This window comes from Brevundimonas fluminis, assembly GCF_003934285.1.
GTDB classification, from domain to species: Bacteria; Pseudomonadota; Alphaproteobacteria; order Caulobacterales; family Caulobacteraceae; genus Brevundimonas; species Brevundimonas fluminis.
In genome coordinates, this window is record NZ_RQWJ01000003.1 from 298,274 (window position 1) to 321,568 (window position 23,295).

The following is a 23,295-nucleotide window of genomic DNA, read 5'->3' on the forward strand; positions in this document are numbered from 1 at the left end:
TGCCGGTATGAAACTGCGTATGATCGCCGCCGCCGTGCTGTCGCTGACGTTCGCCGCGTCGGCGTTCGCCCAGGTGGCTGAGCTGCCGCCTCCCGGCGTCGGACGCGCCGCCTATGCCCCGTTCGAGCATCTGATCGGCAAGAGCTGGCGCGGCACGGGCGTGCCGGACGCCAGCGTGGTCGACGTGCAGAAGTGGGAATGGGCCGTCGGCGGCCATGCCGTGCGCGTGGTCCATTCGGTCGGGGACGGCGCCTATGCCGGAGAGACGGTGATCTTCCGCGACAAGGACTCCGGGGCCTACGTCTTCCACTATTTCACCTCCGGCGGCTTCCACACGACCGGCACGATGCGCCCCATTGGTCAGGGCGCCTTCGAGGTGGAGGAGACGGTCCATGGTCTGGACGGCTTCGCCCCCCTCCGTTCGACCATCGTCATGGGCGAGGACGGAGTGAACCGCAGCCGGGGCTTCCAGCAGCAGAACGGCGAATGGGTGGAGAAGGGCGGCTTCGACTATCGCGAGGCGCCCGGTGCCGTGCCGGTCATGCCGCCCTTGGCGCCGGCCTCCACCCCCGGTTAACCCGCCGGGCCCAGACTCCCGCGCGATGTCGGAGCCCGCTTCCGTCCCGGACGACGCCCCGCCCCAGCCGACGCTGAGGGCGCGCCACGCGCTGTTGAAGCGCCTGGCCGACGTCGTGTCCCTGCCGGCCAGCCGGATCAACGCCTTCGAGCGCGCCGTGACGGGCGACCTGCTGGTCGACATGCTGCGGCTGGCGACGCCGGAGGACCGCATGCGGGTGGCCCAGAGGCTGGCGCCGCTGGCGGAGCTGCCCAACAGCATCACCCGGCTGCTGCTGCGGGATCAGCCCGAGATCGCGGCGGTGCTGATCGAGAACTGCCCGGCACTGTCGGACAGCGACCTGTTGTCCTGCGCGCTGGACGCTTCGGCGGACCACCGCTGGCTGATCGCCGGCAGACGCGAGGTCCCCGAGGTGGTCGTCGAGGCCATCGTGCGCGCGGCCGAACCGGCCAACGTCGAGAGGGTGCTGCGCAACCCGACGGCGCGGTTCAGCCAGCCGGCGCTGGAGGACGCCGTGGCGCTGAGCCGCACCCACCGCGAGCTGGCGCCCCATCTGCTCCGGCGGCCCGAGCTGCGGCCTTCCGGGGCCTATGTGATGTTCTGGTGGGTCGGTCCCGACGAGCGGCGCACCATCCTGCAGAGGTTCGCCGTGTCGCGGGAGCCTCTGCAGGAGGTCTCGGAAGACGTCTTCCCCATGGCGGCGGCGGAGGGTTGGGGCGATCCCGTCTCGCGCAAGGCCCTGCAGTTCATCGAGCGGCGCCAGAGGAACCGCGCCGCGGTCGAGAAGAGTCCGTTCGAGAGTCTGGAGCATGCCGTCGCGACCGCCGGACAGGCGGGGGTCACGCGCGAGACCGCCTCGGAGATCGCCTATCTCGCCGGGATCAAGCCGCTGACCGGGGCCAAGATCCTGGGCGACGTGGGCGGCGAGCCGCTGGCCATACTGTGCAAGGCGACGGGCATGGGGCGCGACGACCTGCTGGCCCTGTGGCGTTCGACCCGGCGGCCGGAGACCGGGCCCGACGGGCACGTGCACCCCGACCTGGCGCGGGTGCAGACGACCTTCGACATGCTGGCGGTCGACCGGGCCCAGACCGTTTTGCGATACTGGAACTGGTCGCTGTCCTCCGCGCTGACGCCTGCCTTGATGAAGGCCATCCGCGAGGGCGACATGGAGGCGCTGGACGAATATTCGGCGCCGGAGCGGGCGGCCATGCTGGCGCTGGCGGAAGACTTCGGGCGCTGATGGTTGTTCCGAAATGAGGCAAGTCTGATCAGATCAGCGTCAGCATCTCCCCCACGCATTGCTTTCAGCGCCGACGCGGACTAGGGAAAAGTCCTGACGCGACCGAATCCCGGTCAGCAACGCCGCGCGACGGCGATGGAGAAGGCCCCGCTCATGGAAGAAAATGCGAACCTGCTGGAAATGACGGCCGACATGTTCTCGGCCTACGTCAGCAACAACACCGTGTCGCCGGACGCCGTCGCCGCCCTGATCGGCACGATCCATTCGACCATGACGCAGCTGTCGACCGGCGCGGTCGAGCCGGAGCCGGAAAACAAGGAACCGGCCGTGCCGATCCGCAAGTCGATCACGCCCGACTACCTGATCTGTCTGGAAGACGGCCGCAAGTTCAAGTCGCTGAAGCGCCACCTGCGCACCAAGTACGACATGTCGCCCGAGGAATACCGGGCCAAGTGGGGCCTGGCCAAGGACTATCCGATGGTGGCCCCGAACTACGCCAAGGCCCGCTCGGACCTGGCCAAGCAGATGGGCCTGGGCCAGGGCGGCCGCAAACCCGCCCGCGCCGGCCGCGCCAAGAAGTAAGCCTCAGCGAAAGCTGGAAAGACGAGGCCCGCCGGAGCGATCCGGCGGGCTTTTTCTTTGGATCACGCCGCCTGCGCCGCGCGTCTCGCCTTCCAGAACCTCAGCGTCCGCAGCGCGGCGTCGCGACCGAGTTCGGCGTACATCCGGGCGTAGGCGTGGGCCTTGCCCATGGCGTCGCCGTCGGTGTTCAGCAGGACGACGGCGTAGGTCAGGAACAGGGCGCGGTCCAGGTCGGCGGCGCGGCAGATGACGGCGAGCGCGTCCAGATCCTGGCGCTCGATGATGCCCCGCGCGGTATGGAAATCGACGTCGGCCAGCTGCGACAGGGCGATCAGGAAGCTGGTCTTCGAGCCCGAGCGCAGGAAGCGCGCCAGCATCTGGGGGGTCAGCTGCCCGGCGGCTCGCATCTCGTCGACGTAGGCGAGACAGGCGGAATAGTCGGCGGGCAGGGCGCCGTCGACCTCGGCCAGACGGGCGCGGCCGGCGCTCAGCGCGCTTTCCAGCAGGGCCTGATCCATGCGGGCGTTCTGCTCGAGGATGCGCGCCCGAAGGCGGGCCTCGACCACGAAATACATCTCGTTCAGCAGGTCGGGGGGCAGGGTCTTGCGCTCGACCGCCGCGGCGTGAAGGGCGGGATTGCCCTTGGCGCGCTCTACGGCGGCCTCGGATGCGCGACGGGACAGCGACGCGCCCTCGTTGCCCAGCAGGGTTCCCAGGGTCTCGTCGTCGCCGCGTTCGACGATGACGTCCGACACGGCCTCGGGCACGGTCTCGCGGGCTGAGACGGCGCGAAGATGGGCCTGCCCCTTGGAACGGACCACGTCCAGAAGGTCGGCCTCGGTCAGGACGGGCGAGGCGCGCAGGACGGGTTCGGCCACCTCGGGCTCGTCCGACGCCAGGCGGCGGATCAGCGAATGCGGGGCCTGGGGGCTGGAGGCGAAGCGCGTCGACAGCTCGGCGCGGACGGCCGTCTCCATGTCGGCGGCCAGCCTGCCCAGGACGTCGCCATAGAGGGCGGTCTCGGTGGCGGTCGGTTCGACCGGGCCGAAGAATTGGTCGCTGAGCTCGCGCAGCAGCGCACGGCGCTTGTCGCTGGAGGTTTCCTCCGCCAGCGCGATCAGATCTGGAAGGCGCGAGACGACGGCCGTCACGGGATCGGGTCGTGCTGGGCGCTTTGGACCGGGCGCATCCGTCCGTCCGCGCCGCGCATCATCTGCGGCGTCTCCGGAGGAGCGGCGAGGTCCTCGGACCGCGGCGCGGAGTCCAGATCGACCGGCATGCGGTCCAGCCAGACGGGTTCGGGCAGGACGGTCGGATCGGGCGCGCGGCCGTTCTGGCGGTGCACCGAGTAGTACCGGGCGCCCTGCTGGCGGGCGGGCGGGACCGACGACGGCTCGGGCCGGGGCTGGGCGGGCGCGGCCTCGGTTCCGGCGCCGGAAGAGGGAGCGGCCACCGGCGCGGCCGGCTGGCGAGCGCCCGGGACCCGGAAGATGGGGGCGTCGCGTCGCGGCGCCATGGGATCCAAAGGTTCATCGGCGACCGGCTGCGGCGTCTGCGGCCGGGGCTGGGGCGCGACGGGCGACGGCTGGACCAGGCGGGTCTGAGGCTGGAGTTCGGAGGCGGGCGTCGGGGCGGGCAGTACGGCGGCAGGAGCCGGGCGGGGCGCGGATTCCGACCGGGGGGCCGGCTGAGGCGGAGGCGTGGGCCGTCGTTCCGCGCTCGGAGGCGGCGGCGCGAACTCGGCCGCGGGCGGCGTCCAGACGGGCGCCGGCGCGGCGGCGCCCGAGAAGGCGGAAGCGGGGGTCAGTCCCGGGCGGCCATCCACGGAGCCGGCGGTCGGGCGCCATGGCTGGGCAGGCCGCAGGGCGACGCGGCTGGGCTCGGCGCCCGCATGGGGGATGACGGCGCGGACGCCGCGGGCTTCGGCGGTCGTGGCGGCGGGGCGGCCGGCCCACTCGAGGCGGCGCAGCGCGGGGCGGTCGTCGCGATCCTGCGCGCGGGCGGGGACGGCCGACAGGGCCGTGAGGGCGGCGACGCCGATGAGCAGGGATCTGGGCACGCGGCGGACTCCCGGCGGAACAGGGCGGAAGCCTAGGCGCGTCGGGCTTGCGCGGGCGTTAACGCGTCAGGCCGAACCGCCGTCTGACCGCGCTTTCCAGCGCCCCGAGGACGAGGTTGAGCATCAGGCCCATCATCGCGAGCCAGGCGAGCCCGGCCAGAAGTTCGGCGGTGCGCAGGCGGTTGCCGGCTTCGAGGATGCGCCAGGCCAGCCCCTGGGTGGCGCCGGTGCCGGCCACGAACTCGGCGACGACCGCCCCGACGATGGCCTGACCCGCGCCGATGCGCAGGCCCTCGACCATGAAGGGCAGCGACGAGGGCAGGCGCAGGCGCAGCAGCCGGTCCAGCGGCCGGGCGCCGTGCAGGTCGAAAAGCCGCTCCAGATCGGGATCGGCGGAGGTCAGGCCGGTCAGGGTGGCGGAGAACAACGGGAACAGGGCGATGGTCGCGGCCAGCAGAACGACGGACAGGTCGGCGCGGTCCAGTCCGACCCACAGGATCAGCAGCGGCGCGATCGCCACGACGGGGGTGACCTGCAGCAGGGTGGCGATCGGGCGCAGGGCCCCTCGCGCCGTCGTGTGCATCGACGCCGAGACGGCGGCGGAGACGCCTACGACGGTGGCGAGCAGCAGGGCCTGGACGGCCTGCAGAAACGTCTGGCCGGCAGAGGGCACGAGGCGGGGCGAGGCCTCGATTAGGGCGGCGCCGACCGCCGACGGCGACGGCAGCAGGTAGGCGGGCGGGGCCATGACGCGGCATCCGATCTCCCACGCCGCCAGAAGGACGACGACCGCGAGAAGGCCGCTGAGGCGCTCGGTCCAGGCCCGGCTCACGCCGCGGGCTCCATGGTGGCGGCGAGGGCGGCGGCGACGCGGGCGACCGCGTCGCGGGTCTGATCGGGATCGGCGGGGAGACCGTCCCCGATGGGCCCGGCGCCGCCGACGTCGGCCGCGACCGCACCACGGGGATCAAGGATCACGACGCGGTGGGCCATGCGGGCGGCGTCGTGGACGTCATGCGTCACCAGAACGACGGCGAGGCCGCGCTCCGCGCGGGCCCAGACGCGGCATGTCAGGTCGATCAGGCGCGTGCGTGTGACGCTGTCGAGCGCCGCGAAGGGCTCGTCCAGCAGCAGCAGCTCCGGACGGGTCACAAGGGCCCGGGCGAGGGCGCAGCGCATGGCCATGCCGCCGGACAGCTCGCGCGGCAAGGCGCTGAGACGGTCGCCCAGACCCACTTCCGCCAGCTGGTCGCCGGCGCGTGCGCGGGCCTCCGTGCGCGGGGTCCCGGCCAGCTCCAGCGGCAGGGAGACGTTGCTGACGGCGTCGGCCCAAGGCAGCAGGGTCGGGCTCTGGAACACCATCGACACGCGACCGCGGGCGCCGGGCACGGCACGGCCTTCATCGGGCCGACGCAGGCCCGCCAGCAGGTTCAGGGCGGTGGACTTGCCCGCGCCCGAGGCGCCGACGAGGGCGGTGATCGTCCCGGGAAGCAGCGCCAGGTCGAGGGGGCCGACCGCGCGTTCCGGAAAGCGGACCGTCGCCCCCTCAAGCAGGGCGATGGGGCGCCCCTTCTCAACCACGGCCCGGCAGGTACTGGGTCGTGAAGGCGTCGCGCCAGTTCAGCCCGGGCGGATAGACTCCCGCCTCGGCCGCCACCTGATAGAAGTCGCGCCAGCGCTCCTCCGTCATCGTGCCGAGGCCGTAGAGGGCCGCGTCGCCGCCGGAAACGACCGCGTTCTCGCGCAGTTTGGCCCGGGCCTGATCGAGGACGTCCTGGGTCATCTCCGGATTGTCCTTCCGGATGAGGGCGTCCGCGGCCTTGGCGTCGCCCTGCATGTAGTCGCGCCAGCCCTCGGCCGAGGCGGCGAGGAAGGCGCGCAGCGCCGCGGCGTTGTCGCGCGCGAAGGGGTCGGGAGCCAGCACCATGCAGGCGTAGGAGGGATAGCCCTCGTCGGCCAGCAGGAAGACCCGCGGCTCGAACCCCGCCTCCTTCTGGATCGTGTAGGGCTCGCTGGTCAGATAGCCCTGCTGCACCGCGCGCGGATCGGCGAGGAAGGGCGCGGAGTTGAAGTTGTAGGTGCGGACCTGATCGTCGGTGAAGCCGTACTTCGCCTTAAGCCAGACCCAGAACGCGTCGCGCGAGGCGGCGGCCAGCAGGAAGGGCCGTCCGGCCAGGTCCGCGATGCTCTCCAGCGCCGGATCGGGGTGGGCGATCAGGACCTGGGGGTCCTTCTGGAAAAAGGCCGCGACGGCCTTCACCGGGGCGCCTTCCGCGACCAGATTCATCGGGATGAAGCTGTTCGAGCCCATGCCCAGCTCTACCGCGCCGGCGGCCAGCAACTGGGGCACGTTCACGCCGGGGCCGCCCTGGACGATCTGGACGTTCAGACCGCGCCGGGCATAGGCCCCCGAGGCCAGCGCCTGATAGAAGCCCCCGTGCTCGGCCTGGGCCCGCCAGTCGGTGGCGAAGCGGATGCGGACCCGGCCCTCGTCGTCGACCTGGGGCTCCGACCCGCCGCAGGCCGAAAGGGCCAGCGCCGCGCCCCCGGCCAGAATGGCGCGGCGGTCGGGCAGGGCTGGAGACGTCAGGCGGCGCATGGTCAAGGCATAGGGCGAGCGCGCGGGCTTGGGAAGGTCAGCGGGAACGGCGAGCCAACACGAGTTGACCGGCGCGCTGGCGAAGAAACACGGGTACGTCGTCGCCAGCTTCAGGCCCAAGCTGTGCCATTTGATTAGTGATCAGGCTCGCGACGGCCTTGCCCATGGCATTGTTGGGGGTCGAAGACACCACGACTGCGCCGGTCACCGGGTCGATATTGATTTCGTCGAACATACGGTCGAACTCGCCGAAGTCCTCTTCATACTCTTCCCAAGCTTGGACCGCGTCGGGATCGGTGGGATCTTCAGCTTGTACGGCTGCTGCTTCGGCCTCTTCGAAAACTCCGGACATCATCGCCTTGGCGCCCTCCAATGCCGCTGAGTTGCGTTGATAAGCCCGGGCGTAGGAGACTGTCTCGGCGCAGAGGTAGCCGAGCAGGAACTCCGCCGCGTCCGCAGCCCCCGACGATGCGGCGACGGCGGCGTCGACGTTGGCGTCGAGGCAGGCCTCGGCGTTGGCGTATGCGGCCGGTCGGTCCTGGGCGGCGGCGTGGCCGGACAGACCGGCGGCGATCAGGACGGCGGCTGTGGCGGCTATGAAACGCATAATCGGAAGCCCCCCCTCAGGAGGCTTCACGGTATCGCGTCTGAAGGAAATCGCCAGTCGGCCCTGCGCCGGAATTGAGCGGGGGGACGAGGCTCCCCGGCGAACCGGTTTACCTCGTCCCCCCGCCAAGTCCGGGTTGGACTTGGCCATTGAGGTTCAGGAGCTTGGCCTCGCTGCGGCGGGGCGAACCCCGACGAAGGTCGGCTGCTTCCTGTCGCGCTCAGGGTCTCCGGCGTCCCACGGGGCAAGCCCGCGTCGTCCGTCGATCCCGATCCGGTTCTCCGTGAACCCGCCGGCCGAAGCCTTTGAGTTCGGGAGCCTGGTTCCTGCCTCCCGCCCGTCGGGTCCGAAGACCTTCCGAAGCGTCGGGTCAGAGAGCCGGGCCGGTTCGCCTTGAGCCCCGGGTCTCCCCGGTTTTCCGCGCCGCCGTGTCCCTCGGCCCGTTGACGTTCCGACGAAAGCCGCTATGAGGCAAGCGCCCGAACTCGCCCCGCTGTGCGAAAGCCGCCCGCGATCGGTGCATAACCCTGTGTATATCTGTGGACGCACGGAATTCGGCCCGCGGATTCCGGTGCTTGAGATTTCCACAGAAAGACCGCCGAAGGCCGTTTTCAGCGCCTCCGTCAGGTTCGAAAAGCTTGACCCGGGTTGGAAAACCGCCGTTTCATCGCCCCCTCAGAAGGGGAGATGGACATGCGGATTCTTCGACTGGCGGCGATCGTGGGGGCCGCGCTAGCGATGAGCGGCTGCGGCCTCATCGACATGAACGCGCCCTGCTACACTTGCGGCACGGGCTATTATGACTCCACGCCGTGCACCTATGACGCTCAGGGCGTGCCCTCGCCGGGCTGCTACGACTACCTGTTCGAGGACGATTACGGCAATCCGCTGCCGCCGGCGTCCCAGCCCTATGAAGAGCCGGTGGGGGAGCCGGAAGCGATGCTGGACTTCTCGCTGAGCGCGACCTGAGTCAGCCCGCCAGCGCCGCCTTCTTTTCCTCGATTTCCAGCCAGTCGGCCTCGGCGGCGTCGAGGTCGGCGCGGGCTTTTTCGGCGGCCTTCATGGCGCGGTCGAAGGCGGCGGGGTCGCGGGCGTAGAGGTCGGGGTCGGCCAGGGTGGCCTCGTGCCGGGCGATCTCGGCGGGGAGGGTTTCCATCAGGCGCTCGACTTCCTCGAGGCGGCGGGCGTCCTTGTAGGAGAGCTTGGCGGGTCTGCGGTCGACTGGTTGCGGGGTGGAGTGCCGCGTCCCCCCCACCCCGGCGTCGCCGCGCGCCGCCGACCCTCCCCCCACGGGGGAGGGGGATGTCGTGAGGAACCCGGGGTTCTGCCTGAGAAAGTCGGTCCAGCCGCCGGGGGTCTCGACCAGATCGCCGCGGCCGTTCAGGGCGATGGTGGAGGTGGCGAGGCGGTCGACGAAGTCGCGGTCGTGGCTGACCAGGATCAGCGTCCCGTCGTAGCCCTCCAGCAGCTCCTCCAGCTTGTCGAGCGTGTCCATGTCCAGATCGTTGGTGGGCTCGTCGAGCACCAAAAGGTTGGCGGGCTTCGCCAGCGCGCGGGCCAACAGCAGGCGGTTCCGCTCTCCGCCCGAGAGCGTCGAGATGGGCTGCTTCAGCTGGCTTTCCTGGAACAGGAAGTCCTTGGCGTAGGCGGCGACGTGTTTCGAGTGGCCGCGGACCAGGATGCTGTCGCCGCCGCCGGGGGTCAGGGCGTCCCACAGGGTCATGTCCGACTTCAGCCCCTCGCGCGACTGGTCGAGGTAGACGGGGTCGAGATTGGCGCCGAGGCGGATCGCGCCCGTGTCGGCGGGCAGCCCGCCCAGCAGAAGCTTGACCAAAGTCGTCTTGCCCGCGCCGTTGGGGCCGACGATGGCCAGCCGGTCGCCGCGCATGACGCGGGTGGTGAAGGGCTTGAGGATGACGCGGTCGCCGAAGCTCTTGGACACGCCCTTCAGCTCGGCGACCAGCTTGCCGGAGGAGACGCCGGCGTCGACGCCGAGGTTCAGGTCCTTCGGCAGGTCCTTCATGCGCTCGGCGCGGTCGGCCCGCATGGCCTGAAGGGCGCGGGCCCGGCCTTCGTTTCGGGTCCGCTGGGCCGTGATGGAGCGGTAGAAGGTGTAGGTCTCGGCCTCGATCTTCTTCGTGAGCCGGCGCAGGGATTCCGCCTCCTCGTCCATGACCTTGTCGGCCCAGTCGTCGAAGGCCTTGAAGCCCTTGTCCAGCGTGCGGACGCGGCGGTGCTCCAGCCAGTGCACGCGGTCCGTGACGCGGTTCAGGAAGGCGCGGTCGTGGCTGACGACCAGAACGGCGAAGCGGGCCTGGAGCAATTCGTTCTCCAGCAGCTCGATGGCCAGCACGTCGAGGTGGTTGGTCGGTTCGTCCAGCAGCAGGAGGTCGGGGGCCTCGGCGAAGGCCCGGGCCAGCGCCGCGCGACGGGTCTCGCCGCCGGACAGGTTCACGGCGGGCTTCTGCGGATCGAGCCCGAAGGTGGTCAGCCAGGCTTCGGCGTCCCAGCGTTCCGCGGCGCCCGAGGCGGCGTAGTCGAGCAGCGTGTCGCCCGTGATCAGGGGCTCCTGCGGCACATAGGCGAAGCGGGTGCCGGCCTGCACCGAGCGGTCGCCGGCGTCGGGTTCGACCAGTCCCATGACAAGCTTCATCAGCGTGGACTTGCCGGCGCCGTTGCGGCCGACCAGGGCGGCGCGGCTGCGTGGCTCGATCGCCAGATCGACGCCGTCAAACAGGGGGCGCGGACCGTCCTGCAGGCGGACGTCCTTGAGGGCGACGAGGGGCGGGCGCGCGGCCATGGTGCTTTGCGGGGACGGAGAGGCTATGGGGAGGGCGTGGACATAGAGCCTTCCGACCCCGCCTCCAACACGTTTGACGATCCGCCTTCGCCACGAGCCGGGGAGGACCAGCCCTTCTGGCGGTCCAAGCGTCTCGAGGAAATGACGACCGCCGAGTGGGAAAGCCTGTGCGACGGGTGCGGGCTGTGCTGCCTGGTGCGGTTCGAGGACGAGGACACCGGGGAGGTCATTCCCACCAAGGTGCACTGCAAGCTGTTCGATCCCGCCGCCTGCCGGTGCTCGGACTACGCGAACCGCAAGGCCCACGTGCCGGACTGCATCCAGCTGACGCCGCACAACATCGAGGCGCTCCAATGGATGCCGAAGTCGTGCGGGTATCGCCGGCTGCACGAAGGCCGCGACCTGGCCTGGTGGCACCATCTGGTCAGCGGCAGCCGGGCGACGGTTCATGAGGCCGGAGTGTCGATCCGCAACCAGACGGTGTCGGAGACGACGCTGGTCGAGGAGGAGGACGCGCTGGACCTGGAGGCCCCGGAGTGGAACGCCGAGCGCGGAACGCAACCCCCGCCGCGCTAACCATTTTTTCCGGATTCCGTCGCATTCTGGCGGAATGGGAAACGCCCGTGCAAGATCGCCGAAACAGGCGACGACGCAGTCGCTCAATCTGGACAGCCCGTTCGACCGGCTGACGGCTCTGGCCTGTGCGATGTTCGGCACGAAGCACGCCATGGTCGGCATCGTCGACGGCGAGCGGACGCTCTTCCGGTCCAACGTCGGACTGGGTCAGTCGGAACTTCCGCGCGATCTGTCGGTCACGAACATGGTGGTGGGCATGGGACCCGACGCCGTCCTGGTGGTCGAGGACTCCCTGGAGAACCCGCGCACCGCAGGGCATCCGATGGTGGTCGGGCCGCCATTTCTGCGCTTCTTCGCCGGAGTGGCGATCAAGAACGCGGAGGGTCGGGCGGTCGGGGCGATCGGCGTCATGGACGTGAAGCCTCGTCCCGCGCCGGGCGAGGCGGAGATCGAGAACCTGCGCGTGCTGGCGAGGATGGCCGCGGAGATCGTCGATCAGGCGGACCTTCTGGCGCGCCAGACGGAACGGTTCGAACTGCTGCGTCTGGCCGAGGAGATGGCCGGCGTCGGCCAGTGGCGGCTGGACGCGGCCACGATGACGGTGACGTGGTCCGACGAGGTCTATCGCATCCACGGGGTCGAGCGCACCGCGTTCGACCCGAGCTATGACGATGCGGTGAGCTTCTACCATCCGGAAGATCGGGCGCCGCTGATGGCGGCTATCGAGCGGGGACTGAGCCAGGGCGTCGGCTATCGCTTCACGATGCGGCTGATCCGCACCGACGGCGAGATGCGGCTCGTGGAGACGCACGCCGACTGCGAGCGGGCGCCGGACGGCCGCATCACGGGCATGTTCGGGGTGTTCCGCGACGTGACCGAGGAAGAGGAACGCCGGCGCCGACTGCAGGAGAGCGAGGAGCGCCATCGCCTCCTGGCCGAGCGCAGCACCGACGTCATCATAACCTACGGCTTCGACGGGACCACGCGGTACTATTCGCCCGTGGTGGAGACGCTGACCGGGTATCGGCCCGACGAGCTGGTCGGCAAGCCCGTGACCGCGCTGATCCATCCGGACGACGTGGCCGACATGATCGCCGGCTTCCGGGAGTTCGCGAAGGACCGGAGCGCCACCCACCACACCCGGCGCTACCGCGTATTGACCAAGACCGGCGAGATCCGCTGGTTCGAGACCCGGGCCACGGCGACTCGGGACGCCGAGGGCCGCGCCATCGAGTTCCAGGACCTCGTCCGCGACGTGACGGCCACCAAGATGCTGGAAGACGAGTTGGTCGAGGCCCGCGACCGGGCCGAAGCCGGCGCGCGGGCCAAGTCGGAGTTCCTGGCCAACATGAGCCACGAGCTGAGAACGCCGCTGACCAGCGTGATCGGGTTCGCCGGCTTGTTGAAGGACAGCCCCAACCTGCCGGACCAGGAACGCCGGCACGTCGAGCGGATCGCGGCGGCCAGCGACAGCCTGTTGGGCGTGATCAACGACATTCTGGACTATTCCAAGCTGGAGGCCGGGCGGGTCGAGATGGAGCCGATGGCCTTCGACCTGCGCGCCATGATCGACGCCGCCGCGGCGATGGTGGAGGGATCGGCGTCCGCGCGCGGCACGGCGCTGAGGCTGGAGTTGGCCGAGGATGCGCCGACCTGGTTGATGGGGGACGTCGGGCGATTGCGGCAGGTGACGTTGAACTTCCTGTCCAATGCGGCGAAATTCACCACGGACGGCGAGATCCGGCTGTGCGCCAGCTGGCGCGACGGGCGTCTGAGGGTCGAGGTCAAAGACACCGGCATCGGCATTCCCGAGGCCAAGATGGCGGCGCTGTTCCAGCGCTTCGCCCAGGCCGACGCGTCGACGACTCGCCTGTACGGCGGGACGGGGCTTGGGCTGGCGATCAGCCGGCGGCTGGTCGAGATGATGGGCGGCCAGATCGGCGCCGAGAGCGCGCCGGGTCGGGGCTCGACGTTCTGGTTCGAGGCGCCCGCGCCGGCGGCGGAGGCGCCGGAGGCGGCGCCGGAGGCTCCGGAAGGCGCGGCGTTGGAGATGCGGGTGCTGGTCGCCGACGACGCGCCCGCGAACCGCGAGCTGGTCAGCGCCATCCTGGGCGGGCTGGGCCTGACGGTCGACGTGGTGGAGGATGGGGCCCAGGCGGTCGAGGCGGCGCGGACGGGGGGCTACGACGTCATCCTGATGGACGTGCACATGCCGGTCATGGACGGGCTGGACGCCACGCGGGCGATCCGCGCGGGCGGCGGCTCCACGGCGAGAACGCCGATCATCGCGCTGACCGCGAACGTGCAGCCGGAACAGGCCGAGCGCTGCCGCGAGGCGGGCATGGACGCCCACGTCGGCAAGCCGATCCAGATCGCAGAACTGCTGCGGGCCATGGCCGCGGTGACGGTCGAACCCGGCGAGGACGGGCTGAGAAGCGCTGGCTGAGAGGCCCCGATTACGTCAGCCGGCGACGAAAACCTGAGTAATTGCAAGGCCTGATGGAATACTTCAGGCAATCGGCCGTCGTGGGTGCGGTCGGGCGCTATGGTTTCGACATGGCCGGAAAAGGAAACAGCGCGACGCGGGACTGGGCGGCAAGCCTGGTTCTGGCCCTGCGCGCCGACGTGGATCAGTGCGTGGCGGGGTTGCGGGCGACGCCCGTGCCCGTCGAGGACGTCGGCGAGATGAGCAAACGCGTGCGCTTCATCGCCGACATCGCGCGTGCGGCGAAGCTGATCGTCGCGCTGGCTCCGGACGACGAGGACGAGGCGGAGATGAGCGACGACGACCGTGGAGCCGAACCCGACGACCCCGAAGAACTGGATCGGCTTCATCGCGAGCTGCAGTCCAGAGTCGCGGAAATACATTCCGTTCTGGAAGCCAAGCGGCGGGAGGGCTGGACCTTCAATCGCCGAGTCGAGGCGGATCCTGGCGGAGCTTCGGAAGCCGGCGAAGCATCAGGCGGAGCCGCTGGAGGACTGGTCCACCTGGCTGCTGATGGGCGGGCGGGGATCGGGCAAGACCTTCGCGGGCGCGCATTGGCTGGCGAATGAGGCGAGGACGAACGACCTGACCCTGGCGCTGGTCGGGCCTACGTTGCACGACGTGCGTGAGGTGATGGTGGAGGGGCCGTCCGGCGTCAAAGCACTTTGGCGCGGCGAGGGACGCCCGCGCTGGGAGGCCGGGCGACGGCGGCTGGTGTTTCCGGGCGGGACCGTCGCCTATGCCTTCTCCGCCGAGGATCCGGACAGTCTGCGCGGGCCGCAGTTTCATGCGGCGTGGGCCGACGAACTCTGTGCGTGGCGAAAGCCGGACGAGGTGCTGGCCAATTTGAGGATGGGGTTGAGGCTGGGCGAGCGGCCGCGGCTGACGGTGACCACGACCCCCCGGCCGATCGCGGCGTTGAGGCGGTTGTTGGCGGAGCCCGCGCTGGTCCGTGAAGTGGCGCCCACAGCGGCCAATTCGGCGAACCTGTCGCCCGGGTTCCTTGCGCATCTGAGGTCGCTGTACGGCGGGACGCGGCTGGAGGCGCAGGAGCTGGAAGGGGTCATCGTCGAGAGCGACGGCGCCCTGTTCCGCATCGAGGACCTGAGGCGGGCGCGAGGCGCCAGGCCGGCACGGATGGATCGGGTCGTGGTGGCGGTCGATCCGCCGGCCACGGCGCACGGCGACGCCTGCGGGATCGTGGTGGTGGGGCGGAGGGACGAACAGGTCTTCGTGCTGGAGGACGCCACGGTGCGGGGGCGTTCGCCGGCGGGGTGGGCTGCGCACGTCGCCGCCACGGTGGTCAGGCATGACGCGCAGACGGTGGTGGCGGAGTCCAATCAGGGCGGCGAGATGGTGCGGACCCTGCTGGCGCAGGCGGGCTGCGCGGCGCCGATCCGGCTGGTCTGGGCCGGGCGGGCCAAGCGGGCGCGGGCCGAGCCGGTGGCGGCCCTCTATGAGCAGGGCCGGGTCGTGCACTGCGGCGAGTTCCCGGCCCTGGAAGAAGAGATGATGGCGCTGGGCGAGGGCGGGGCGAGCCCGGACAGAGCCGACGCCCTGGTGTGGGCGGTGACCCACCTGCTGGTCGAGGCGCGGCGGGCGGGACCGCGCGTGCGGACCTTCTGAGAGAACGAGAGGACATGCGGATGTGGAACCCGTTGCGGCCGCGGCCGCCGGAGGCGAAGGCGAGCCGCACCGGCGCGATCATGGCGCTGACCGGGGCGGGGCGGCCGCGGTGGACGCCGCGCGACTATGCCCATCTGGCCAGCGAGGGGTTCGGCAAGAACGCCGTCGCCTATCGCTGCGTGCGCATGGTGGCGGAGGCGGCGGCGTCGACGCCGCTGGTCGTTTTCCGCGACGGCGTGCGGGCGGAGACGGACGATCCGGTCGCGCGGCTGCTGGACCAGCCGAACGCGGAGCAGTCGGGCGTGGAGTTCCTTGAAGGGCTGCATGCCCAGCTGCAGACGGCGGGCAACGCTTATGTCGAGGCGGTGGGCGACGCGGCGCCGGAGGAGCTGTGGGCGCTGCGGCCCGATCGGATGAAGGTCGTGCCCGGGCGGGGCGGCTGGGCCGACACCTGGGAATATTCCGTGGACGGACGCTCGGTGCGGATCGCGCGGGCGGCCGACGGCTGGGCTCCGGTGATGCAGCTGAAGCTGTTTCACCCGACGGACGATCATTACGGGCTCTCGCCCTTGGAGGCGGCGGCCTTCGCCATCGACGTGCACAATGCGTCGGGCGCCTGGAACAAGGCGCTGCTGGACAATGCGGCGCGGCCCAGCGGCGCCTTGGTGTTCGGGGCCAAGGACGGGGAACGGCTGACGGCCGAGCAGTTCGACGCCCTGAAGGCGGAGATGGTCGAGGCGCACATGGGGGCGGCGAACGCCGGACGGCCTCTGCTGCTGGAAGGCGGGCTGGACTGGAAGCCCATGAGCTGGACGCCCGCCGACATGGACTTCATCGCCGGCAAGCACGCGGCGGCGCGCGAGATCGCGCTGGCGTTCGGCGTGCCCCCGCAGCTGTTGGGCATCCCCGGCGATGCGACCTACGCCAACTATCGCGAGGCCAACCAGGCCTTCTGGCGCGGGACGGTCGTTCCGCTGGTGCGGAAGACGGCGGCGGCCCTGACGGGGTGGCTGGGCGGCCGGTTCGCGGGGCTGCGGATCGCGCCGGATCTGGACCAGGTCCCTGCGCTGTCGGGTGAGCGCGACGCGCTTTGGGCCCGGCTGGAGGCGGCCAGCTTCCTGACGCCGGAGGAAAGGCGGGCGATGGCGGGGCTGGGGGCATGAGCGAAGGGCGCAGGTGGCCGGTGGCCCTGATCAGCGCGCTGGCGGTGCAGACGGTCGGCGGGCTGGTGTGGGCCGGAGGGGCGGCGGCCCGGATCGGGGCGCTGGAGCAGCGGGTCGACGAGCAGCGGCTGGTGGCCGAGCGGCTGGCGCGGTTGGAGGAGCAGGGAGTCGCGACGCGGCGGGCGCTGGAGCGGATCGAGCGGAGGCTGGAGGGCGGATGACGAGCGCGGTCGTCGACGCAGGACTGCTGATCGAGGGTCATGCCTCGCTGTGGGGCATGGCCGATCTGAACGGGGACGTGGTGGCGCGCGGCGCCTTCGCGACCAGCCTGGCCAAGGGCGGCGTCGGCGCGGTGAAGATGCTGCACCAGCACGAGGGCCGGGCCCCCGTGGGGGTGTGGGACGAGGTGCGCGAGGACGAGGTCGGGCTGTTCGTGCGGGGACGGATCTTCGACTGGTCGCCCGAGGCGCGGTTCGCGCGGGCGTTGAGCCGGGCGGGGGCGATGGACGGGCTGTCGATCGGGTTCCGCAGCGTGCGGGCGCGGCGCGAGGGGCGGCTGCGCGTGCTGGTCGAGGTGGACCTGTGGGAGGTCTCGCTGGTGACCTTCCCGATGCTGCCGGGGGCGAGGTTCAGGTGCGCCGCCGGCTAAGACCCCGCGCGATCGACTCCACGGCGGTCTTCTGCAGCGCCATGCGGGCGGTCCAGAACACGACGATCCCGGCGAAGATGAAGGGCAGGTCCGCCAGGAAGACGAGTATGCCGAACAGGACGCCGGCGAGGACGACGACGCCGACGCGGACGGTGGCGAGATCGGCCTCCGTCGGCTCGCCGGGGTCAAGGGGTGGCGGGGCCTCGAGGCCGCGGCCGAAGACGGCCTGCGCGGCGAGCCCGGAATGAGCGCGCGCCTGCTTCGGCGCCGCGTCGGCCTTCTTGCCGAAGAGCACGTCCAAAGCGACGTTGGAAGGCGCCTCCGGCGCCGGGACGCGCGGCGCGTGATCGGAGGGATCCGGGTTTGCCTGGAGGCGACGCAGCGGGCTGGCCTCGCGGAGCGCGTCGGCGCGGTCGCGCAGGTCGTAGGGGACCGGATGGCCGTCGTCGCGGAGGCGGAAGACCTGGTCGACGACGTCGCCCGTCAGGTCGACGCGGGTCAGGTCCTGGCCGTAGGCGTCGCCGTGCAGGGCGATCAGGCGGCCGTTCACGAGCTCGGCCTGGAAGGCGATCGGGTGCTCGAGGTGGTCGATCTGGACGTGGATCGTGCCGAGGCGGCCGTGGGTCACCTCGGGCGGGTTCGGGCGCTGGCGGTCGACGATGGTCTCGGTGAGGAAGACCGGACCCTGGACGCGGCGCTGGCCGGGCAGGCTCTCGGCGATCTGGCCGGCGAGGTCGGGCGCGACGGCGGACAGCTCCCACGCAAGGCCGTCAAGCGCGGCGCGTTCGAGAGGGGTGAAGGCGTCGCGCATCGGCGCACCCTAACCGGGAACGGCGGGGATTGAGAAGGTCGGCGCTCCGCATCGCCGGGGCGCCCCCACCCGGTCGCTGCGCGACCACCCTCCCCTCAAGGGGAGGGAAACGACGGCGGGCCACAGATCGGGCCGCCCTTTTCTGAAGCTGGAGCACAGATGAAAGAGACCAAGCAGGTCTCGGGTTCGCCCGAGGCGGGGAATGCGCTGCACGCGGTGATGGCGGCGTTCGAGGCGTTCAGGGACGCGAACGACCAGCGGCTGGCGGAGATCGAGCGGAAGTCGGCGGCGGACGCGTTGCTGGAGGAGAAGGTGGCGCGCATCGACGCGGCGGTGGCCGGGGCGCAGGCGCGGCTGGATCGCGTGGTGTCGGAGGCGCGGCGGCCGGAGCTGGAGGTCAAGGGACCGGCGCCGCGCGGCGACGCCGGCGGCTTCGCCGACTACATGCGGTCGGGGTTCGGGCTGGAGGTGAAGGCGGGCCTTTCGACGGCGTCGAACTCGGCCGGGCACGTCGTGCCGGAGCAGACCGAGCGGGCGATCGAGCGGCGGCTGATGGCGGCCAGCCCGATGCGGGAGATCGCCACGGTGCGAACGGTGGCGTCGGGCGTGTTCAGAAAGCCGGTGTCGATCGCCGGGATCGAGGCGGGCTGGGTGGCCGAGACGGCGGCGCGGCCGGAGACCGATCCGGCGACGCTGGCCCTGCTGGAGTTCCCGTCGGCGGATCTCTACGCCTGCCCGGCGGCGACGCAGGCGCTGCTCGACGACGCGCTGGTGGACCTGGACGACTGGCTGGCGAGCGAGGTCGAGGACGCCTTCGCCGCGCAGGAGACGCAGGCGTTCGTGGCCGGCGACGGGGTCAACAAGCCCAGGGGCTTCCTGGCCTATGACGCGGTGGCCGACGCCGACGCGGAGTGGGGCGAGATCGGCTACGTCGCCTCCGGGGCGGCCGGCGCCTTCGCGAGTGCCAGCCCGGTCGATCGGCTCATCGACCTGATCTACGCGCCCAAGGCCCAGTACCGGCCGAACGGGCGGTTCGTGATGAACCGCAAGACGGTGTCGGCCGTGCGCAAGTTCAAGGACGCGGACGGGAACTACGTCTGGCAGCCGGCGGGACGACCGGGCGAGACGGCGTCGCTGCTGGGCTATCCGGTCACCGAGATCGAGACCATGCCGGACGTGGCGGCGAACAGTCTGTCGATCGCGTTCGGCGACTTCCAGAAGGGCTATCTGATCGTCGACCGGGCGGGCGTGCGGGTGCTGAGGGACCCGTACTCGGCCAAGCCGTACGTGCTGTTCTACACCACGAAGCGCGTGGGCGGCGGGGTGCAGAACTTCGACGCGATCAAGGTGATGAAGTTCGCCGCGAGCTGACGCTCGCGCGGGCTCAGGCAGCAGTCGGTAGTCGTCAGGGCGGCGGGCGGCAGGGGCGCCCTACCGACTGCCCCTGACGCCTACCGCCTCGTTTTCCAGACAATCGAGGTGTCCAGATGACCGCACCGGTGAGCCTCAACGAGGCGAAGACGTTCCTGCGCGTCGAGCATGAGGCGGAGGATGGGCTGATCCAGACCCTGGTCGACGCCGCGCGGGCGCGGGTGGAAGGGGAGGTGGGGTTGAGCCTGACCTCCACCTCACCTGCGCCGCTGCGGCTGGCGGTGCTGATGCTGGCGCTGCGGGCCTATGAGCGGGGCGAGAGGGAGATGCCGGTCGCCCCGGTCGAGGCGTGGATCGCGCCCTATCGCGTGGTGCGGCTGTGAGGGCGCTGGCCGGACTGTTCGAGGCAGAAGAGGCCGAGACGCCGTATGGCGGGATGGCCGTCAGCTATGAACCGTTGGGGCATGCGTGGCTGAAGCTGGGCGCGCGCAGGCGGCGGGAGCGGACGGAGGCGGGGCGCGCCGCTTCGGTCGAGACGACGACGGCGGAGACGCGGGTCGATCCGCGGCTGAGGCCGGGGCGGGTGCTGCGCTTCGGCGGGGCGGACTGGACGATCGTCTTCGTGGAGGTTGAGGCCGAACGGCCGGGCTGGGCGAAGCTGAGTCTGGAGCGTCGCCGATGAGCGCTCACGAGACGGGCCTGACCAGGGCGGTGATCGCGCGGCTGAAGTCTGATGCGGGCGTGGATGCGCTGCTCGCCGGTCGGGTGTGGGACGAAGCGCCGGTCGGCGCCGCGCTGCCCCACGTCCGGATCGGGCGTGGCGAGAGCCGGCCGGTGGGGGCCGACGGCTGCGGGGTCGAGCAGTCGCTGACCCTGACGGCGGTCAGCGGCTTCCGCGGAGCCGAGGAGGCGCGGGCGATCCTGGCGGCGGTGCGGGCGTGTCTGAACGACGCGGCGCTGGAGGCCGACGGGGTGCGGACGGTGAGCGCCCGGGTGACCTTCTCGGAAGTGTTTTCGAGCCCCGACGGCGCGCGCCGATATGCGGTGATGCGGCTGAGGGCGGTGACGGAGGAGACGGACTGATGGCCGCGCAAGCCGGCAAGGACATGCTGCTGAAGATTTCGGACGGGGCGGGCGGGTTCACGACCGTGGCCGGGCTGAGGGCGCGGACGATCGCGCTGAACGCGCGGACGGTGGACGCCACCGACGCGGACTCGGCCGGGCGATGGCGCGAGCTGCTGGCCGGCGCGGGGGTGAAGTCGGCGGCGGTCAGCGGGACCGGCGTGTTCCGCGACGCGGCCTCGGACGCCCTGATCCGCGAGGCCTTCTTCTCGCAGGCGGCGGAGACCTGGCGTCTGATCGTGCCGGACTTCGGCGTGCTGGAGGGGTCGTTCCTGGTCGCCGCGCTGGAATACGCCGGCGAGCACGAGGGGGAGGCGAGCTTCGCGCTGAGCCTGGCGAGCGCGGGGGAAGTGACGTTCGGGGCGGTCTAGGCGGGCTGGGGCGACGGCTCCTTGCCGCGAGCGGGGCCCCACTGATTTTCGTCGGGCTTGCCGGGCCAGATCAGCAGCAGGACGAAGATGAGACCCCAGGTGAGAGCCCCAGTCATCCAGACCGGAACGGCACCGCTCCCGGACAGAAAATAGATCAGCAGGAACGGCAGACCGAGCACCAGATAAAGGAGCCAGAAGGCGATCGCCGTGTGACCGACGTCGTGAGCCCGACGCGGAAGCGCCGTGAAGAGGAACCAGAGGCTGTAGACGGCGCCGGCGATGCCGAAGCCTTGCTTCAACGCCGACGCTTCGGTCAGCCGTTCTGCACGCTCGAACACGGCGAGGCCCGAGGCCGCGACGAAAAACCAGACCCGACCGCTACGGCCGTTGGGGTTCAGGAAATCGGGCCGTGTTCCCATGCCGCCGAGGATATCAGCAGGCGAGCGACCGGCAAGTTTCAAGGGAGCAGAGGCCATGAACAGGGCACGGGGCGAGGCCACGGTGAAGCTGGCCGGGGCCGATCGGAGGCTGTGTCTGACGCTGGGGGCGTTGGCGGAGATCGAGGGGGCGCTGGGTCTGGAGGGGCCGGGCGCCCTGGCCGAGCGGATGCGCAGCCTGTCGGCGCGGGATCTGGCGGCGGTGCTGGCGGCGCTGTTGCGGGGCGGGGGCGAGGCGGCGTTCGCGAGCGAGCTGGATCGGGCGGCGGTGACGCCGGTGGAGGCGGCGCAAGCCGTGGCGGCGGCATTCGCGGCGAGCGCGTGAGCTGGGCCGCAATGCTGCGGACGGCGATGGCGCTGGGGGTGCCGCCGGACGCGTTCTGGCGGTTGTCGCTGAAGGAGTGGCGGATGCTGACGGAGCGGGCCGGGGCGCCGACGCTGGGTCGCGACGGGCTGGAGGCGCTGATGGCGCGGTGGCCGGACGAGGTGAACAGATGACGGACGCGTTCGGAGACATTCCGCGCCGGACGGCGGAGGCTCAGGCCGCGCTGGAGGCCTTGCGGGAGCCGGCGGAGCGGACGGCGGGGGCGATCGAGGCGGCGTTCGGGCGCGCGGGCGAGCGGCTGGCGGGGTCGCTGGCGCGGGCGGCGGCGGACGGGGAGATCACCCTGCAGGAGCTGGCGCGCGCCGTGCTGGGCGCGGTCAATGCGGCAGCGGGCGCGGGGCTCGGGCAGGCGATCACGCAGGCCGTCGGCGGGCTGTTCCGGGGCTCGCGGGCCGACGGCGGACCGGTGAGCGCGGGCGGCGCCTATCTGGTCGGAGAACGTGGGCCGGAAGTGTTCCGTCCGTCGACGGGCGGAGAGATCGGACCGGCCGCCGCTGCGCCGGTGACGGTGAACGTCACGGTGCAGGGCGGCGCAGAGACCCTGTTGCGGAGCGAGGCGCAGGTGGCGCAGGCGCTGGCGCGCGCGGTGGCGCTGGGAGCCCGCAGGCTCTGACCGCCGGGTCAGAGCCCCTTGGGGTTCGGACCGAAGCGGTTCGATCCGGCCTGGGAGTCGGTCAGGCCGATCCACAGCAGGAAGCCGAGGTTGATCAGCGCCAGGAGGCCGAGGCCACCGACCATCGGCCCGAGCAAGGCCAGAATGGCGGCCGGGTCCTCGTTCTCCAGCGCCGAGGCGTTGAAGATGGCGGTCACGCCGACCGACATGAAGATGAAGACCCCGCCGACGATGTTCACGACCCACGGGATGACCATCAGCCACGCGGTGTGACCCATGTCGTGCAGCCGCTTGGCCGTGATGGCCAGGTTCGGCCAGATCAGGGCGATCGAGATCAGGAAGCCGATGATGGGGATCCATCCGGCGACGACGCCCGCGCCGAGCAGGATCAGCCAGCCGATCCAGAAGTGCGAACGGCGCGTCCGCCCCTCGAACGAGAGCATCAGCCTCTGAAGATCGAAAGCCTGGATGTGGCTGGAGCCGGGTTCGACGGTCATGAGGCCCTCCCTGAAATCCCGAGACCGCGGGGAGCATGGCCGACCGTCGTTCGCCGGACAAGTGAAAGAAGAGACAGGTCCCCACGCGCGTGGGGACGACCATTCGACGCCGGGAGATGGGGATGAGTTTCCATGAGGTGAGCCTGCCGGCGCGCCTGGCCTTCGGGTCCACCGGGGGCGTGGAGCGGCGGACGGAGGTGGTCGCCTTGGCGTCGGGCTTCGAGCGGCGATCCACGCCGTGGGCCGAGGGGCGCAGGCGCTGGCTGATCGGGGCCAACCTGAGGTCGCTGGCCGACATGGCCGAGCTCGTCGCCTTCTTCGAGGCGCGGGCGGGACGGCTGCACGGGTTTCGGTTCCGGGACTTCATGGACTTCCGGTCGTGCGCGCCGGGCGGCGAACCGGCGGCGACGGACCAAGCGATCGGAACGGGCGACGGGGAGACGTCGGCGTTCCAGCTGACCAAGCGGGGGCGTGTGATCCGCAAGCCGGTGGCCGGGTCGGTGGTCGTGGCCGTGGACGGCTTCGTCGTGGAGGCCGAGGTCGACACGACGAACGGGATGGTCACGCTGGAGACGGCGCCGGGCGAGGGCGCGGCGGTGACGGCGGGCTTTCTTTTCGACGTGCCGGTGCGGTTCGACGCGGACCGGATCGACGTGACGCTGGAAAGTTTCGACGCCGGGCGGATGGCGGCCGTGCCGCTGGTGGAAATCCGGATCTAGGTC

Annotated in this window: 29 protein-coding genes and 1 pseudogene; 20 read left to right on the forward strand and 10 right to left on the reverse strand. The window is 71.1% G+C overall.

The genetic code is table 11. The annotated features are described in order from the left end of the window. The first annotated feature begins 7 nt into the window (after positions 1-7). The 3 genes from EFJ44_RS06365 to EFJ44_RS06375 all read left to right on the forward strand — a co-directional run bounded on the left by EFJ44_RS06365 (position 8) and on the right by EFJ44_RS06375 (position 2,402). Entirely contained in the window at positions 8-577 is a 570-nt protein-coding gene (locus tag EFJ44_RS06365; RefSeq protein ID WP_125256363.1) for a hypothetical protein, read from the forward strand. 25 nt (positions 578-602) lie between these two features. Then, a complete protein-coding gene (locus EFJ44_RS06370; protein ID WP_125256364.1) occupies positions 603-1,820 on the forward strand; it encodes a DUF2336 domain-containing protein in 1,218 nt (405 codons plus the stop codon). A 153-nt stretch (positions 1,821-1,973) separates the two neighbouring features. After that, positions 1,974-2,402, forward strand: coding sequence for a Ros/MucR family transcriptional regulator (locus EFJ44_RS06375; protein ID WP_125256365.1), 429 nt, complete (start codon positions 1,974-1,976; stop codon positions 2,400-2,402). Positions 2,403-2,464: 62 nt separating this feature from the next. On the opposite strand, the gene EFJ44_RS06380 is transcribed toward EFJ44_RS06375, so the two are convergent. From EFJ44_RS06380 to EFJ44_RS06405, 6 genes are read right to left on the reverse strand one after another with little or no spacing between them, the layout of a single operon-like run. Then, positions 2,465-3,553, reverse strand: coding sequence for a DUF2336 domain-containing protein (locus EFJ44_RS06380; protein ID WP_125256366.1), 1,089 nt, complete (start codon positions 3,551-3,553; stop codon positions 2,465-2,467). Next, positions 3,550-4,461, reverse strand: coding sequence for a hypothetical protein (locus EFJ44_RS14060; RefSeq protein ID WP_164511870.1), 912 nt, complete (start codon positions 4,459-4,461; stop codon positions 3,550-3,552). The genes EFJ44_RS06380 and EFJ44_RS14060 overlap by 4 nt, the downstream gene beginning before the upstream one ends. A gap of 58 nt (positions 4,462-4,519) precedes the next feature. Further along, complete coding sequence (locus EFJ44_RS06390) at positions 4,520-5,293, reverse strand: ABC transporter permease (RefSeq protein WP_241209697.1); 774 nt, start codon at positions 5,291-5,293, stop codon at positions 4,520-4,522. Then, positions 5,290-6,042, reverse strand: a complete 753-nt coding sequence (locus EFJ44_RS06395) for an ABC transporter ATP-binding protein (RefSeq protein ID WP_125256368.1) — start codon at positions 6,040-6,042, stop codon at positions 5,290-5,292. Before EFJ44_RS06395 ends, EFJ44_RS06390 begins: the two co-directional genes overlap by 4 nt. Next, positions 6,035-7,060 carry an ABC transporter substrate-binding protein gene (locus tag EFJ44_RS06400; RefSeq protein WP_125256369.1) on the reverse strand — a complete coding sequence of 342 codons (1,026 nt, stop codon included), beginning with the start codon at positions 7,058-7,060 and terminating at the stop codon, positions 6,035-6,037. Before EFJ44_RS06400 ends, EFJ44_RS06395 begins: the two co-directional genes overlap by 8 nt. Positions 7,061-7,097: 37 nt before the next feature. Beyond that, complete coding sequence (locus EFJ44_RS06405) at positions 7,098-7,667, reverse strand: hypothetical protein (RefSeq protein WP_125256370.1); 570 nt, start codon at positions 7,665-7,667, stop codon at positions 7,098-7,100. A gap of 693 nt (positions 7,668-8,360) precedes the next feature. Here EFJ44_RS06405 and EFJ44_RS06410 point away from each other — a divergent pair. Continuing rightward, positions 8,361-8,636: a hypothetical protein gene (locus EFJ44_RS06410; RefSeq protein ID WP_125256371.1), complete on the forward strand. Its 276-nt coding sequence runs from the start codon at positions 8,361-8,363 to the stop codon at positions 8,634-8,636. Between the two features lies 1 nt (position 8,637). Here EFJ44_RS06410 and EFJ44_RS06415 read toward each other — a convergent pair whose 3' ends face one another. Next, on the reverse strand, positions 8,638-10,467 hold the full coding sequence (locus tag EFJ44_RS06415; protein WP_125256372.1) for an ABC-F family ATP-binding cassette domain-containing protein: 1,830 nt from the start codon (positions 10,465-10,467) through the stop codon (positions 8,638-8,640). Between the two features lie 108 nt (positions 10,468-10,575). Between EFJ44_RS06415 and EFJ44_RS06420 the strand changes: the two are divergent. The 7 genes and pseudogenes from EFJ44_RS06420 to EFJ44_RS06450 all read left to right on the forward strand — a co-directional run. Next, positions 10,576-11,043, forward strand: a pseudogene (locus EFJ44_RS06420) (YcgN family cysteine cluster protein); the annotation flags it as partial. Positions 11,044-11,077: 34 nt separating this feature from the next. Next, positions 11,078-13,489 (forward strand): PAS domain-containing protein, encoded by a 2,412-nt coding sequence (locus EFJ44_RS06425; protein WP_164511871.1) that lies wholly within the window; start codon positions 11,078-11,080, stop codon positions 13,487-13,489. A 41-nt stretch (positions 13,490-13,530) separates the two neighbouring features. Next, complete coding sequence (locus EFJ44_RS06430; protein WP_125256375.1) at positions 13,531-14,097, forward strand: hypothetical protein; 567 nt, start codon at positions 13,531-13,533, stop codon at positions 14,095-14,097. After that, a complete protein-coding gene (locus tag EFJ44_RS06435) occupies positions 14,042-15,154 on the forward strand; it encodes a DNA-packaging protein (protein WP_125256376.1) in 1,113 nt (370 codons plus the stop codon). The genes EFJ44_RS06430 and EFJ44_RS06435 overlap by 56 nt, the downstream gene beginning before the upstream one ends. A 14-nt stretch (positions 15,155-15,168) precedes the next feature. After that, entirely contained in the window at positions 15,169-16,317 is a 1,149-nt protein-coding gene (locus tag EFJ44_RS06440; RefSeq protein WP_125256377.1) for a phage portal protein, read from the forward strand. Then, entirely contained in the window at positions 16,314-16,538 is a 225-nt protein-coding gene (locus EFJ44_RS06445; protein WP_125256378.1) for a hypothetical protein, read from the forward strand. The genes EFJ44_RS06440 and EFJ44_RS06445 overlap by 4 nt, the downstream gene beginning before the upstream one ends. After that, positions 16,535-16,966, forward strand: a complete 432-nt coding sequence (locus EFJ44_RS06450) for an HK97 family phage prohead protease (RefSeq protein ID WP_125256379.1) — start codon at positions 16,535-16,537, stop codon at positions 16,964-16,966. Before EFJ44_RS06445 ends, EFJ44_RS06450 begins: the two co-directional genes overlap by 4 nt. Here the strand turns inward: EFJ44_RS06450 and EFJ44_RS06455 are convergent. Continuing rightward, complete coding sequence (locus EFJ44_RS06455) at positions 16,947-17,777, reverse strand: hypothetical protein (RefSeq protein WP_125256380.1); 831 nt, start codon at positions 17,775-17,777, stop codon at positions 16,947-16,949. The two genes, EFJ44_RS06450 and EFJ44_RS06455, sit on opposite strands and share 20 nt — an antisense overlap. 159 nt (positions 17,778-17,936) lie before the next feature. On the opposite strand from EFJ44_RS06455, the gene EFJ44_RS06460 reads away from it, so the two are divergent. From EFJ44_RS06460 to EFJ44_RS06480, 5 genes are all read left to right on the forward strand, one after another. Then, on the forward strand, positions 17,937-19,148 hold the full coding sequence (locus tag EFJ44_RS06460) for a phage major capsid protein (protein ID WP_125256381.1): 1,212 nt from the start codon (positions 17,937-17,939) through the stop codon (positions 19,146-19,148). A gap of 116 nt (positions 19,149-19,264) precedes the next feature. Next, on the forward strand, positions 19,265-19,531 hold the full coding sequence (locus EFJ44_RS06465) for a head-tail connector protein (RefSeq protein ID WP_125256382.1): 267 nt from the start codon (positions 19,265-19,267) through the stop codon (positions 19,529-19,531). Next, complete coding sequence (locus EFJ44_RS06470; protein ID WP_241209698.1) at positions 19,528-19,830, forward strand: phage head completion protein; 303 nt, start codon at positions 19,528-19,530, stop codon at positions 19,828-19,830. Before EFJ44_RS06465 ends, EFJ44_RS06470 begins: the two co-directional genes overlap by 4 nt. Further along, positions 19,827-20,231 carry a DUF3168 domain-containing protein gene (locus EFJ44_RS06475; RefSeq protein ID WP_125256383.1) on the forward strand — a complete coding sequence of 135 codons (405 nt, stop codon included), beginning with the start codon at positions 19,827-19,829 and terminating at the stop codon, positions 20,229-20,231. Before EFJ44_RS06470 ends, EFJ44_RS06475 begins: the two co-directional genes overlap by 4 nt. Beyond that, positions 20,231-20,641 (forward strand): phage major tail protein, TP901-1 family, encoded by a 411-nt coding sequence (locus EFJ44_RS06480; RefSeq protein WP_125256384.1) that lies wholly within the window; start codon positions 20,231-20,233, stop codon positions 20,639-20,641. Before EFJ44_RS06475 ends, EFJ44_RS06480 begins: the two co-directional genes overlap by 1 nt. Here EFJ44_RS06480 and EFJ44_RS06485 read toward each other — a convergent pair. Further along, entirely contained in the window at positions 20,638-21,117 is a 480-nt protein-coding gene (locus EFJ44_RS06485; RefSeq protein WP_125256385.1) for a DUF805 domain-containing protein, read from the reverse strand. The two genes, EFJ44_RS06480 and EFJ44_RS06485, sit on opposite strands and share 4 nt — an antisense overlap. Here EFJ44_RS06485 and EFJ44_RS06490 point away from each other — a divergent pair. Genes EFJ44_RS06490 through EFJ44_RS06500 form a run of 3 tightly spaced genes read left to right on the forward strand, consistent with a single transcriptional unit; the run spans position 21,116 to position 22,076 of the window. Next, positions 21,116-21,403: a GTA-gp10 family protein gene (locus tag EFJ44_RS06490; RefSeq protein WP_125256386.1), complete on the forward strand. Its 288-nt coding sequence runs from the start codon at positions 21,116-21,118 to the stop codon at positions 21,401-21,403. The genes EFJ44_RS06485 and EFJ44_RS06490 overlap by 2 nt on opposite strands. Beyond that, positions 21,400-21,576 (forward strand): phage tail assembly chaperone, encoded by a 177-nt coding sequence (locus EFJ44_RS06495; protein ID WP_241209699.1) that lies wholly within the window; start codon positions 21,400-21,402, stop codon positions 21,574-21,576. The genes EFJ44_RS06490 and EFJ44_RS06495 overlap by 4 nt, the downstream gene beginning before the upstream one ends. Continuing rightward, positions 21,573-22,076: a phage tail tape measure protein gene (locus tag EFJ44_RS06500; protein WP_125256387.1), complete on the forward strand. Its 504-nt coding sequence runs from the start codon at positions 21,573-21,575 to the stop codon at positions 22,074-22,076. Before EFJ44_RS06495 ends, EFJ44_RS06500 begins: the two co-directional genes overlap by 4 nt. An 8-nt stretch (positions 22,077-22,084) precedes the next feature. On the opposite strand, the gene EFJ44_RS06505 is transcribed toward EFJ44_RS06500, so the two are convergent. Next, complete coding sequence (locus EFJ44_RS06505; protein WP_125256388.1) at positions 22,085-22,573, reverse strand: DUF805 domain-containing protein; 489 nt, start codon at positions 22,571-22,573, stop codon at positions 22,085-22,087. A gap of 122 nt (positions 22,574-22,695) precedes the next feature. On the opposite strand from EFJ44_RS06505, the gene EFJ44_RS06510 reads away from it, so the two are divergent. Continuing rightward, complete coding sequence (locus EFJ44_RS06510) at positions 22,696-23,292, forward strand: DUF2460 domain-containing protein (protein ID WP_125256389.1); 597 nt, start codon at positions 22,696-22,698, stop codon at positions 23,290-23,292. Positions 23,293-23,295: the final 3 nt, after the last annotated feature.